We start from the raw sequence: 12158 nt of genomic DNA on the forward strand, positions 1-12158 counted from the left end.
ACAGCAGAATACCGGCCAGTAGCCCTTGTGGAAGGGTCTGGCCGGTATTTTCTACAACAATTTTTGGAATTAGCGGGGCAGGGCTTGCGGCCCTGGCCGGTTATGCGTCGGCGGCGGGCTGAGCTCCCTGGCCGGTGTCGGCCACAATCTTGAACATCGCGCCCGTGGGGTCGGCCAGCGTGGCGAGCCTGCCGAACGGAGTGTCGTCAGGGCCGTCGATCACCTTTGCACCGAGGGACACTGCCTTCTCGATCGTGGTGTCGGCATCCTCAACGGCGAAGTAGACCTGCCAGTTGGACGGGACCTCGGCCGGGAGGTAGGCCGAAGCGTCCATGATCCCGGCCTTGGCGGCCGGCCCGGCACCCAGCGTGGTGTAGCGGAATTCCGGGGTGTCGCTCATGACGTCGGTATCCCAGCCGAAAACGTCCTGATAGAACTTGACGGCGGTGGCGTAATCCTTGGTGTGGAGCTCGTGCCAGGCCGGGGCGCCGGGCTCGGCCGCCAGCTCATAGCCCTTCATTTCGGCCGGCTGCCACACGCCGACGGACGCGCCAGTGGCATCGGCGATCATGGCCATGCTGCCCTGTTCCGGGACATCCATGGGTTGCATGTAGACCTGGCCGCCGTGCTCCGTCGCGGCCTTGACGGTGGCCGCGGCGTCCTCTGAGCGCAGGTACGTGGACCACATGTCCGGCCACGCGCCCTGATCCTCCTGCTTCTGCATCAGGCCGGCCACGGACTTGCCGTCCTTCCAAGCCGTGATGTAGCCGCCGTATTTCTCTTCATCGCCGGTCTGGTACGTCCAGCCAAACAGTGCACCGTAGAACGACTTGGCCTTCTCGGCATCGGAAGTCATGAGGTCGATCCAGCACGGTGCGCCGTTGGAGTGGTCGGGTGTAGGCATGGGAGCTCCTGCTCTCTGTGGCGGCCCCGCCATGTAGGGCGCGGCCGCCGGACTCTGTGTTTGATGGAGACGTGTGATTGGAGAAGGGGTGTTGGAGACGGGGTGGAGACACAGAGAGACTATGACGGGGCACCGACACTTTCAATGGGGCCACCCGTCTGTGGCCGATTTCGTGGACCGTTTGGAGCCGGCTGTTGAGGGCCCCCGCGCCGGGCGCGGTCAGAGCGATGCGTAGAGCTTGCCCGTTGATGTCATCGAGCCGTCCCGGTTGAACATTGCCGAGGTGCCCATCTGGGGGTCGTCGATGGGGCGGACCTTCCAGGCAAACCGTTCCACGAATGGCATTTTGCGCATGCCCACCACGGTTTCGCGCATGAACTTTTCGACCTGAGGGCGGGTGTATTCGCTGCGACGCGTCTTGGTTGCCCTCCAGTCCGAGACCGCGTATTCGGTGACCCAGACCGGCCGCTCATACTTCTCGTGCAGCGCGGCGACTTTCCGCAGGAAGCTGTCCGAGTTCGGCCAGGCATAGCAGTGCATCGTCATGAAATCGACGCGCAGGTTCTCCCGTTTCACCCGCAACATGAACCTATCCAGCCAGGGGCTCGTTGGGCCGACCGTTGCCGGAGATCCCAGTCGTAGCCCGGTGGTCTGCAGCAGCGGCCAGAGCCGGACAGCCTCATCGACGGACATGTTGGCCTGCAGCGGGTGGTCGGGTTCGTTGAAACCGAGGAGGTTCTTGGTTTTCGTTTGGCCCAGCTCCCGGTTCACGTACCCGAGCGCGTCTTGTTCGAGGAGCCGCCGGGCGTCTTTGATCATGGGGACGAAGGGCAGGCCGGTGTACGTCCGGGTGGACTGCCAGGTGTAGTACCAGTCGGCGTTGAGGCCTTTGATCTGCCGGAAGGACACGGCGTCACTGCCGCCGTTTGATGCGCCTTTCAGCGCCAGGGCAGGCGTGGCAGCCTGAGCCGACCCGGCACCGGCAGCGATAGCGCCGGGGACCGCCAGGGCGGCCAGCGGGAGGGTGAGAAATTGTCGGCGTTCCATGTGTTCCTTCATCAGGTCTTGGCCCTTGCCTGGGCCACGCCGCGTGGCGGGCCCGTTCCGGTTCGGGGGCTAGTTTTTGTAGGACGGGTAGCCTGTGCGCAGTTCGGCCAGGGCGGTGGTGTACCGAGCCCCTGCTGCGGCAAACCTGGTGCGGGTGGCCGCGAGTCGGGTTTCGTTGCCTGCTTTTGTCTGGGCGTATTTGGTGCGGAGCGCTCCCGTGCTGGCCTTGAAGTCGGCGACGTCTTTGGCGTGAGCGGCCGCAAGCTCGGCGCGCTTGATGGTGTAGTCAGCCTGGGATTTGGTGTACCCGTCGCGGAGGGCTGCGATCCGCGCGTCCCGGGCGGGGGCTTCCTTGGCGTAGGCGGCTTTGATCCTGGCCCGGGCAGCCTCGTAGTCGACCTTGGACTGGGTGTACCCGACTCCGAGGGCTTCGATGCGGTCGGTCTTGGCCCGGAACTCGCTGTCGTATTTTGCCTTCAGTTGGGCCTTAGCCGCTTCGTAGTCTGCCTTAGATTTGGTGTACCCGTCCCGGAGGGCTTGGATGCGGGCGTCTCTGGCGGGGGCTTCTTTGGCGTACGCCGTCCTGAGGGCGGCGAGTTCAGCTTCGTAGGCGGCGACAGCCTTCGTGTACGTCGCCCTCAGGGCATCCTTGGCGGCCATGGTTGTCGCCGCGGCGTAATCCCTGGCGTAGGCAACTTGCTTGGCGCTGCGCGCCGCCTTGGCCTTCGACACAGCCGCGTCGTAGGCAGCCCTCTTGCTGGCGTAGTTGGCGTTTTCGTTGGCGATGGCCTGGTCGAGGGCTGGCCTCTTGCGGTTATTCGCTTCGGTCAGTGCCGCGATGGCCTTGGAGTAGGCCTTGGTCTTGATGTCGAAGGCAGCTCGTTCGGCAGCAATGGCGGCGTCGAGGGCTGGGCGCTTCTTGTCCTGGGCGGCGCCGAGGTCGTTCAGGGCTTTCGTGTTCGCTGCGGCCTTCTGGGCGTAGGCGGCCTTTTCCGCTTCGAGGGCTTTGTCGAGCGCGGGCCGCTTCGTGCTGTTCGCTTTGGTGAGGGCGGCGATTGCCTCATCGTAGGCCGCGTCCTTGGCGTCGAGGTCGGCTCGCTGGGCGGCGAGGGCCTTGTCCAGGTTGGGCCGGAGGTTCTGTTGGAAGGCGTATTCGCTGGCTTGGTCATCCACGAAGCGCTGCGCGGCGGCCTGGTAGTCAGCGGCCAGGATGGCGAAGGCTGCGTTGTAGGCGGCTTTAGTCATCGGGGCGCCAGCGAGCGCGGCCGCCGTGCGTGCCGGACTGGTTGTGATCGTTTGCGTGGCGGCACTGGCCGCCGGAGCCACCGCCGCGGCACCAAAAGCGAGTGCAAGGCTGAGGCCAAAGATGCTGGTGATGCTGGTGGTGGTCTTCTTCACGAGGCTGATCGTACAGGACCACTTTGCCATTTTTGAGCCAGGATGCTACGGGAGCGTTAAGAATGCGCTGATCTTGCGGAAAACAGGCGACTGCCGGTCACAATTCGGCGTAGGGGCAGGCTGCGGAGACGAGTGAGGCCGGCTGGCGCAATCTTTCGATTGCCTCAGCCGGCCTCTGAACCGGAGACTCTGCATAAGCAAACTCGGCGCTCTCGCGGAAGGTAAGAGATTCGAACTCTTGGTACGGGGTCACCGCACACTGGTTTTCAAGACCAGCTCCATCGGCCGCTCGGACAACCTTCCCTAACGAGTAGTCTTTCATAGGCGGTCGGCTGCCACAAAAACACGCTGCAATTACGGCCGCGTGCAACTCCCCGCCATATTCTGGGGAGTGTTGATAGAACCTGGTGACCGCGGCGAACGTGCGCGGAGCCAGTTAGGAATCGGGAGTACTCCATGAAGGCTGTCTACATCTCAGAGCCCGGCGGACCCGAGGTCCTGGAAGTCCGGGAGGTCCAGGCCCCGGTGGCCGGGCCCGGCGAGGTGCTGATCGACGTCGTGGCCGCGGGCCTCAACCGTGCGGACGTGCAGCAGCGCAGGGGGTTCTACCCGCCGCCCCCGGGTGCCTCCGAGATCCCTGGGCTGGAAGTCTCCGGCAGGATTGCCGGCTTCGGCCCTGGCGTGACCAAGGCGTTCTCCGTAGGGGACAAGGTGGTGGCGTTGCTCGCCGGCGGCGGCTACGCCCAGCAGGTGTCCGTGCCCGCGGGGCAGGTTCTGCGCATCCCCGACGGCGTGGACCTGGTCACAGCGGCATCGCTCCCCGAGGTCGCGGCGACCGTCTATTCCAACCTGATCATGACGGCGCAGCTGCAGCCGGGCGAAACGGTCCTGATCCATGGGGCCACGGGCGGCATCGGCACCATGGCCATCCAGCTGGCCAAGGCCGTCGGCGCCCGGGTGGCCACCACCGCCGGCAATGCGGAGAAGGTCGGCACCGCCCGGGCCTTCCTCGGTGCGGACATCGCCATCAACTACACGGAGGAAGAGTTCCCGGCGAGCCTTCGCGCCCAGAACGGCGGCAAAGGCGCGGACGTCATCCTCGACGTCGTGGGGGCCAAGTACCTCGAGCAGAACATCGATGCGCTCGCCGACTACGGGCGCCTTGTGGTCATTGGGCTGCAGGGCGGCGCCCGGGCGGAACTGGACCTGGGACAGCTGCTGCGGAAACGGGGCGCCATCATCGCCACCGCGCTGCGTCCGCGCCCGGTGGAGGAAAAGACCGTGATCATGAACGCTGTCCGCGACGCCGTGTGGCCGATGCTGACCGACGGCAGGATCAGGCCCCTCGTGGCCAAGACCTTCCCGCTGGAGCAGGTCGCCGCCGCGCACACCTACTTCGATTCCGGTGACCACGTGGGCAAGGTCCTGCTGGTCATGTAGCCGCCGCCCGGCACCAAAACTGCCTTAAACCGCAGGCCACGGGCGACTTATTCCGTCCGGAGCATGCGTTGTTTTGCGGCAGGGGCGGCAACCACGGTAGGTTTGGTCTATACGCGGTATACACGCGTCTTGGGGCGCGTGTATGCTGTGTGGTTTACTGACCTCCGGGAGTATCCCATGTCAATCCGCCACAGTCTCCTCGCCCTCCTGCAGGACCGCCCGCGCTATGGCTATCAGCTCAGGACCGAATTCGAGGACCGCACCGGGTCCTCCTGGCCGCTGAACATCGGGCAGGTCTACACCACCCTTGACCGGCTGGAACGCGACGGTCTGGTCCGCAATGACGGTGGCGACGGCGACGGGCACGTCATCTACAGCATCACCCCGGCCGGCCAGGCTGAAGTCAGCGACTGGTTCGCGGCCCCCGTGTCCCGCACGATTCCGCCCCGGAATGAGTTGGCCATCAAGCTCGCCCTCGGCCTCACGATTCCCGGGACCGACGTCGGCGCCATCATCCAGGCCCAGCGGGCCGTCTCCGTCCGTGCGCTGCAGGAGTACACCAAGTCGCGCCGCGACACGGCCGCGCTCCAGCGCCCCGCCGACACCGCCAGGCTCCTGGTGCTGGACTCGCTCATCTTCCAGACCGAGGCCGAAGTGCGCTGGCTGGACCTCTGCGAGGCCCGCATGATGCAGCTCAGCAACCTCCAGAGGTAACCGGCCGACCGCTCGTCGCGTCATCCCCGCCGCCTGGCGCACGACCCGCCTTCAGCTCGCGGCCGCATTGGTAGGGTGCGTGGGGCAGTTCTGTACCGGTGGGCTGCCCGGCTGGGTTTCTCAAGGAGGAGACATGGGCACAATGCCAGATGGCACACAACGCGACAGCACCAACAACACCACGAACAACACCACTCTCGGCACCGCGCAGCTCGAGGACCGGATCGATCCGGACCCGGCACTCCCGCCAACCTCGGTGGACGAGTCGGTCCGCGAGGCCGAGGACCGCACCTGGACGCCCGCCAAGATCGGGCTGTGGGCGGCCATCGCACTGCTGGGCGGCGTCGCCTGGTTCATGCTGGCGATCGTCCGTGGCGAGACCGTCAACGCCATCTGGTTTGTGTTCGCCTCGGTCTGCACGTACCTGATCGGCTACCGCTTCTACTCCAAGGTCATTGAGCGCTACCTGCTCAAACCCAACGACCGCCGCGCCACCCCGGCCGAGTACAAGGCCGACGGAAAGGACTACGTCCGCACGGACCGCAACGTCCTGTTCGGCCACCACTTCGCCGCCATCGCCGGCGCCGGACCCCTCGTTGGCCCGGTCATCGCCGCTCAGATGGGCTACCTGCCCGGCACGATCTGGATCATCATCGGCGTCGTCCTTGCCGGCGCCGTCCAGGACTATCTCGTCCTGTTCTTCTCCATGCGCCGCGGCGGCCGTTCCCTGGGCCAGATGGCCCGCGAGGAACTCGGCGTGATCGGCGGCACCGCCGCCCTCATAGCGACGTTGCTCATCATGGTGATCATCGTCGCCATCCTGGCCCTGGTGGTGGTCAACGCCCTCGGCGAAAGCCCCTGGGGCGTCTTCTCGGTAGGCATGACCATCCCGATCGCGCTCTTCATGGGCGTGTACCTGCGCTACATCAGGCCGGGCAAGGTCATGGAGGTCTCGCTCATCGGCTTCGTCCTGCTCATGGCCGCCATCGTCGGCGGCGGCGCTGTGGCAGGGACCGAATGGGGGGCCGCGTTCTTCCACCTGGACAAGGTCACCATCGCGTGGGGCCTCATCGTCTACGGCTTCATCGCGGCCATCCTCCCCGTCTGGCTCCTGCTGGCCCCCCGCGACTACCTCTCCACGTTCATGAAGATCGGCGTGATCGTGATGCTGGCCCTGGCCATCATTGTGGTCCGCCCCGAGATCACAGTGCCGGCGTTCAGCGAGTTCGCCGGCCGCGACAACGGTCCGGTCTTCTCCGGCGCCCTGTTCCCGTTCCTGTTCGTCACGATCGCGTGCGGCGCCCTGTCCGGGTTCCACGCCCTGATCGCCTCCGGCACSACGCCGAARCTGATCGAGAAGGAACGCCAGACSCGCCTGATCGGCTACGGCGGCATGCTSATGGAATCCTTCGTSGCCATCATGGCSCTCGTGGCSGCMATCTCSATYGACCGCGGCATCTACTTCGCCATGAACGCCCCCGTAGCGCTGACCGGCGGGACCGTCGAGACCGCGGCCGCATGGGTCAACGGCCTGGGCCTGTCCGGGGTCAACATCACCGCCGGGGATCTCGCGCAGACGGCCAAGGACGTGGGGGAGCAAAGCATTGTGTCCCGCTCGGGCGGCGCGCCTACGCTCGCCGTCGGCCTGGCCCACATCATGCAGCAGTTCATCGGCGGCACCGCGATGATGGCCTTCTGGTACCACTTCGCCATCATGTTCGAGGCTCTCTTCATCCTCACAGCCGTCGACGCCGGCACCCGGGTTGCCCGCTTCATGCTGCAGGACTCGATCGGCAACTTCGTCCCGAAGTTCAAGGAACACTCCTGGCGTCCGGGTGCCTGGCTCTGCACCGCCGTCATGGTGGCGGCCTGGGGCGCGGTCCTGATCATGGGCGTCACCGACCCACTGGGCGGCATCAACACGCTGTTCCCGCTGTTCGGCATCGCCAACCAGCTGCTCGCGGCCATCGCCCTCTCGGTCTGCCTGGCCATTGCCGCCAAGCGCACCGCCCGGAAGTACCTGTGGATCGCGGCCGTGCCCCTGGCGTTCGCCGCCGTCGTGACCATCACGGCGAGCTTCTACAAGATCTTCTCGCCCGTTCCGGCGGTGGGCTACTTCGCCAACAACGCAGCCTTCGCCAAGGCACTGGCGGACGGCAAGACCTCCTTCGGAACGGCCAAGACACAGGCCGCCATGGAGGCCGTGGTCCGCAACACCATGATCCAGGGGTGGCTGTCCATCATCTTCGTTGTGCTGAGCATCATCGTCATCATCACAGCGGTCATGGCGACCATCAAGGCCCTGCGGAACACCGCCGCAGGGCTCCCCAACGCCGAGCACGAAGACCCCGCCCGGGCCTCCCGCGTCTTCGCCCCGGCAGGGTTTGTTCCCACAGCAGCGGAACGCGAACTCGTGACCGAGTGGAACAGGCTCCCGGCCGGCGAACGGCTCGAAAAGTCCGGACACCACTGATGCGGAGCCGGACATGAACGCGGTACTCGCCGGGTTCCGCGGATTTGCCGGGTACCTCAGCGGAGTCCTCGGCGCCGATGCCTACAAGAAATACCTGCAGCACCACGAGGCCTCCGGCCACACCAGCCCGCCCCTGACCGAGCGGGAGTTCTGGCGTGACCGGACTGACCGCCAGGACACCCACCCGCAAGGGCGGTGCTGCTGAGCGGTGTTGCTGAGCGGTGCTGCCGGGCCGGCGCCGCTGCCTTACGGTCACTCGATGGCTGACGCCGGGCGGACTGTGGTGAGCGCGTCGCGCCGCCTGACCTGCGAAAAAACCGGACACCCGCCCGGGTCCGGGGGAGCGGAGCCGTCGGATACAAACGTGTCCGACGGCGCCCTCCGCTTCCAGCGGACGCCGGCACCGCGCCGCCTGACGCGTGAGAGTATGAAGCCATGAGCGATCAGCATGACACTCAGCCCGGCGCCCAAACTGCCGACGACGTGCCCGTCGAAGGCACGCCCGTGAACGACGGACGGCCGCTGACCGGAGCGCCCCTGGCTTCATCCGCGGCGCCGGCCGCCCGCGCCGGCGGATCCGGGCCGGTGCCCAGGCCGCCCCGGGGGAGCGAACTGCAGGATCTGGTGGACCAACCCGCGAAGGTCATGCGGATCGGCACGATGGTCAAGCAGTTGCTGGACGAAGTGAAGTCCGCCCCGCTGGACGACGCGGCCAGGGGCCGGTTGGCTGAAATCCACGAGCGTTCCATCAAGGAACTCGAGGATGGCCTCGCCCCGGAGCTCGTCGAGGAGCTCGAACGGATCACCCTTCCCTTTCCGGAAAATGCCACCCCCTCCGACGCGGAACTCCGGATAGCCCAGGCCCAGCTGGTCGGCTGGCTCGAGGGGCTCTTCCATGGAATCCAGACGGCCATCGCGGCGCAGCACGCCGCCAGGGAGCATACGTACGCCCAGATGCAGCTGCGCCAGCTGCCGCCCGGAACCGTGATCGCCCCGGGCGTCATCATCGGCGAGAACGGCGAACCGGTCCGCGCCGCAGCGCCCCGTCGTGGCGCGGATCCCTCGCAGCCCCCCGAACCCGTCGACCCGGACCACGGTCCCGGCCAGTACCTCTAGCGCCACCTTGGGCTTCTTCAGCGCAGCGCGGCAAGGCCGCAGGGACGACGTCGAACTTGGCAAAGGGCTTTGGCGGCGCGCCCATGACCGGTTCAACCGCGGACTCGACCGCTACCACCAGGTCCTCGAGGGGTTCGAGGACGAGGAGCCTTACGGAGAGCTCGTCGACATCGCCAACGAGCTCTCGGCGCTCGCGCCCCGCGTCCGGCAGGTCTGCGCGGAGGCCCAGCGGCGCTTTCCCAGCAACGGATTGGACATCCCTGGCCCGCTGGCAGGTGTCCACCGTGCCCTGTCGACGGCAGGCAATTCCCTCGCCATGACCGCCGAGGCGGCCGCGATGCTCCGCCTCGCTGTTGGGCCCGTCCCGGCCGGTGCCGCCTCCGTGCGGCGGCGCGCTGAGGCCGTTGTAGAGCAGGTCCACGACGCCGAGCGGCGGCTTGCGGAGGCTGCCGGCGGCGGTCCGACACCAACCTGAGCGGCGGTCCGCACATCACCGCGCCGGTGATGGCTGCTCCGGCATTGCAGGCGCCGGCGGCGTTGGCGCTGCATTCCAGATACTTCCCGGTATTCCCGGTTACGCGCCTAGCTTAGCTTCGCCCGGACGCTGGCCGGACGGCGCCGAAGTTGGCAGGATACTTATATGACTTTTTCACCGGAACTGACTTTCAATGACGGCAACACCATCCCCCAGCTCGGATATGGGGTGTGGCAGGTTGAAGACGACGTGGCCGAAAAGGTGGTTGTCCAGGCGTTTGAGGCTGGCTTCCGCCACATCGACACGGCAAAGATCTACGGCAACGAAGCAGGCGTGGGCCGCGCCATTGAGCGCTCCGGCCTCAAGCCCGAGGAAATTTTCATCACCACCAAGCTGTGGAACGCGGACCAGGGCTACGAATCCACCCTGAAGGCGTTCGAAGAATCCATGGAGCGCCTGGGCCTGGAGACCCTGGACCTGTACCTGATCCACTGGATGCAGCCCAAGCAGGACAAGTACGTTGACACCTGGAAGGCCCTCATCGAGCTCCAAAAGCAGGGCCGGGTCAAGACCATTGGCGTCTCCAACTTCACCAAGGAGGGTCTGCAGCGCCTGATCGATGAGACCGGCGTGGTTCCGGCCATCAACCAGATTGAGCTGCACCCGTTCTTCAGCCAGGCTGAACTGCGCGAATTCAACGCTTCCAAGGGCATCCTCACCCAGGCCTGGTCGCCGCTGGGCCAGGGCGGCGAGCTCCTCGAGAGCCCGGTCATTTCCCAGATTGCCAGCAAGCACGGTGTCACTCCGGCCCAGGTTGTCATCGCCTGGCACCTGGCCATCGGCAACGTGGTCATCCCGAAGTCGGTGACCGAGTCCCGGATCCGCGAAAACTACGCGGCCCTGGACGTGACCCTGGACGAGACCGACATCCAGGCCATCAACGGCCTGGACCGTTCGGCCGAGGATGCCGGACGGATCGGCCCGGACCCGGCCGTCTCTGACTTCGCCTAGGCAACAATTCCAAGACGCCGGCAGCGCGGTTCCATTGCCGCCTTCATGACCAGTTCGGCGTCACCGGCAGCGGCCGGCTGAGCCAGCCGGCGTTCGCACAGGGCCTTCACCCCCGCACGGGGTGGAGGCCCTGTGTGCGTCCGGCCCATCCCCATACGCGGCGACCATGACGCCCAGAGAGGCGTCTGTCGGACGCCGCCTCGCAACAGGCGCCCGGACGCTGTTCAGGGAGTCAGGCGGCGGCCCGGCGCTCTTTTGCCGGGATTGCATCGACGACGGCCCAGCCGTCTTCGCCGACTACGCACCGGCTGGCGAAGCGGTCTGCGGCGGCGGCCTCATCGAAGCTCTCGGTGCGGATCCGGCCGCAGTCGGTGTCCAGGTAGGTGACCGTGAAGTACAGTCCGCCATCCTGCGGGCCGTTGAAGTCCGGTTCGAAACTCTGGAAATTCTGGTTGTTCTCCATATTTCCAGTGTGCAACCGACCTCCGACAGTAATGCTTCACGCCTCCGGCGTGTTGCCGAGCCGCAGCACCCGTTCCCGTGCCAGAACCTCCTTGCGGCGTTGCCGGTCCGCTGCCCGTGCCGCCTGCTGCGCCATGGCGGCCGCCAGCTCGTGACGCTTCCGCGCTCCCTTGAGCCCGGCTTCCGCCGCGTCCAGGCGCCGCCTGAGTTCGCGCACCTCATCGGCCAGCCGGGCGGACTCCGCCCCCGCGTCCGCCAGTTCCGCCGCCRCGCGGCGTGCGTCGTCGTCGGCCTCTGCTGCGGCCTCCTCGGCCGCTTCCAGGCCGGCACGCGCCCGTTCCACCGCCGACGGCGTGGGCGTCACCCTTTCTTTCCCGACCGCCCGGAGGCGGGGCTGTTCCGGTGACTTTCCACCAGCAGCCTCGCCGGGATGTCCTGCCCGGGCCGGCGGCTCGGCCCCGCTGCGGCCGGCCGTCCCGCCGTCGTCGGGTTTTCTCGCTGTTCCAGCGTCAGTTCCAGGGCCAGTTCCAGCGCGAGTTACCGCGGCCGCGTGGCTTCCGGGGACAGCCACGGCGCCGGCGAGATCGACGACGTCGACCCCGTCAGCCGAGAGTGCCCGGAGCAGACAGCCGCTCTGCACGGCAGCTGCGGCGCCGGGGTCGGCCGTGGCGGCACGCAGGGTCTGCTCCACTTCCGTCGCCACGGCGGCACTGATGGCGCGTCCCTGCTGGGCGGCCAGGGCGTGTGCCGTCTTTACCGCGGCGGCGAGAAGCTCGCGCCGCTGCTGGGCGAGGATACGGAGTGCCGCTGCATCCAGGGCGGCCTGGGCGGCCTGCATCGAGGTCCCAAGCCCAGCCACCTCCTGCAGGGTTCCGGGGGTGTGCACCGCCAGCATGTTCACCGCCCACGCCGCCACCGAGGGTTTGGGCAAGGCCCGGACTTCGGCCGCCAGAGCGCGCTGCCCGGCCGCGGTGAGGCCAGAGACGCTGACGTCTTTGGCCGCGGCCGTTCTTGCCGCCACGAACTCGCCATACGGCAATGCGTACAGCGGCCCGGCAATGCCCTCGAGTTCCCGCGTTCCCATGCAAGCATCATAGGAGTCCGGCCCTGCGACGAAC

General features: G+C 66.8%; 12 protein-coding genes and 1 tRNA gene. 7 read left to right on the top strand and 6 right to left on the bottom strand.

Annotated elements, in window-relative coordinates:
* Positions 1-100: 100 nt before the first annotated feature.
* The 4 genes from AC1DEY_RS07270 to AC1DEY_RS07285 all read right to left on the bottom strand — a co-directional run bounded on the left by AC1DEY_RS07270 (position 101) and on the right by AC1DEY_RS07285 (position 3652).
* Entirely contained in the window at positions 101-904 is an 804-nt protein-coding gene (locus AC1DEY_RS07270) for a VOC family protein (RefSeq protein ID WP_476867366.1), read from the bottom strand.
* Positions 905-1123: 219 nt separating this feature from the next.
* Positions 1124-1951, bottom strand: coding sequence for a glycosyl hydrolase (locus tag AC1DEY_RS07275; protein ID WP_476867367.1), 828 nt, complete (start codon positions 1949-1951; stop codon positions 1124-1126).
* Between the two features lie 69 nt (positions 1952-2020).
* Positions 2021-3349, bottom strand: a complete 1329-nt coding sequence (locus AC1DEY_RS07280) for a hypothetical protein (protein WP_476867368.1) — start codon at positions 3347-3349, stop codon at positions 2021-2023.
* Between the two features lie 215 nt (positions 3350-3564).
* Positions 3565-3652 (bottom strand) — tRNA-Ser (locus tag AC1DEY_RS07285).
* Between the two features lie 153 nt (positions 3653-3805).
* On the opposite strand from AC1DEY_RS07285, the gene AC1DEY_RS07290 reads away from it, so the two are divergent.
* From AC1DEY_RS07290 to AC1DEY_RS07320, 7 genes are all read left to right on the top strand, one after another.
* Positions 3806-4789, top strand: coding sequence for an NAD(P)H-quinone oxidoreductase (locus AC1DEY_RS07290; protein ID WP_476867369.1), 984 nt, complete (start codon positions 3806-3808; stop codon positions 4787-4789).
* Between the two features lie 177 nt (positions 4790-4966).
* The gene (locus AC1DEY_RS07295) at positions 4967-5503 is read left to right on the top strand and encodes a PadR family transcriptional regulator (protein ID WP_476867370.1); all 537 of its coding nucleotides are present in this window, start codon (positions 4967-4969) and stop codon (positions 5501-5503) included.
* A 133-nt stretch (positions 5504-5636) separates the two neighbouring features.
* Positions 5637-7976: a carbon starvation CstA family protein gene (locus AC1DEY_RS07300; RefSeq protein WP_476867371.1), complete on the top strand. Its 2340-nt coding sequence runs from the start codon at positions 5637-5639 to the stop codon at positions 7974-7976.
* A 13-nt stretch (positions 7977-7989) separates the two neighbouring features.
* Positions 7990-8181, top strand: a complete 192-nt coding sequence (locus tag AC1DEY_RS07305; RefSeq protein ID WP_476867372.1) for a YbdD/YjiX family protein — start codon at positions 7990-7992, stop codon at positions 8179-8181.
* A gap of 230 nt (positions 8182-8411) precedes the next feature.
* A complete protein-coding gene (locus AC1DEY_RS07310; RefSeq protein WP_476867373.1) occupies positions 8412-9092 on the top strand; it encodes a bacterial proteasome activator family protein in 681 nt (226 codons plus the stop codon).
* A gap of 7 nt (positions 9093-9099) precedes the next feature.
* Positions 9100-9567 (top strand): hypothetical protein, encoded by a 468-nt coding sequence (locus tag AC1DEY_RS07315; RefSeq protein WP_476867374.1) that lies wholly within the window; start codon positions 9100-9102, stop codon positions 9565-9567.
* A 165-nt stretch (positions 9568-9732) separates the two neighbouring features.
* The gene (locus AC1DEY_RS07320; protein WP_476867375.1) at positions 9733-10578 is read left to right on the top strand and encodes an aldo/keto reductase; all 846 of its coding nucleotides are present in this window, start codon (positions 9733-9735) and stop codon (positions 10576-10578) included.
* Positions 10579-10810: 232 nt separating this feature from the next.
* On the opposite strand, the gene AC1DEY_RS07325 is transcribed toward AC1DEY_RS07320, so the two are convergent.
* Both AC1DEY_RS07325 and AC1DEY_RS07330 read right to left on the bottom strand, forming a co-directional pair.
* Entirely contained in the window at positions 10811-11041 is a 231-nt protein-coding gene (locus tag AC1DEY_RS07325) for a hypothetical protein (RefSeq protein ID WP_476867376.1), read from the bottom strand.
* Between the two features lie 36 nt (positions 11042-11077).
* Positions 11078-12124: a hypothetical protein gene (locus AC1DEY_RS07330; protein ID WP_476867377.1), complete on the bottom strand. Its 1047-nt coding sequence runs from the start codon at positions 12122-12124 to the stop codon at positions 11078-11080.
* Positions 12125-12158 lie beyond the last annotated feature (34 nt).

Source organism: Arthrobacter sp. 05T47 (assembly GCF_056395825.1).

Excerpts from the sequence above, each read along its gene's own strand:
- AC1DEY_RS07270 (WP_476867366.1), bottom strand. The coding sequence starts at position 904 with ATGCCTACACCCGACCACTCCAACGGCGCACCGTGCTGGATCGACCTC.
- AC1DEY_RS07275 (WP_476867367.1), bottom strand. The coding sequence starts at position 1,951 with ATGGAACGCCGACAATTTCTCACCCTCCCGCTGGCCGCCCTGGCGGTC.
- AC1DEY_RS07290 (WP_476867369.1), top strand. The coding sequence starts at position 3,806 with ATGAAGGCTGTCTACATCTCAGAGCCCGGCGGACCCGAGGTCCTGGAA.
- AC1DEY_RS07295 (WP_476867370.1), top strand. The coding sequence starts at position 4,967 with ATGTCAATCCGCCACAGTCTCCTCGCCCTCCTGCAGGACCGCCCGCGC.
- AC1DEY_RS07305 (WP_476867372.1), top strand. The coding sequence starts at position 7,990 with ATGAACGCGGTACTCGCCGGGTTCCGCGGATTTGCCGGGTACCTCAGC.
- AC1DEY_RS07310 (WP_476867373.1), top strand. The coding sequence starts at position 8,412 with ATGAGCGATCAGCATGACACTCAGCCCGGCGCCCAAACTGCCGACGAC.
- AC1DEY_RS07320 (WP_476867375.1), top strand. The coding sequence starts at position 9,733 with ATGACTTTTTCACCGGAACTGACTTTCAATGACGGCAACACCATCCCC.
- AC1DEY_RS07325 (WP_476867376.1), bottom strand. The coding sequence starts at position 11,041 with ATGGAGAACAACCAGAATTTCCAGAGTTTCGAACCGGACTTCAACGGC.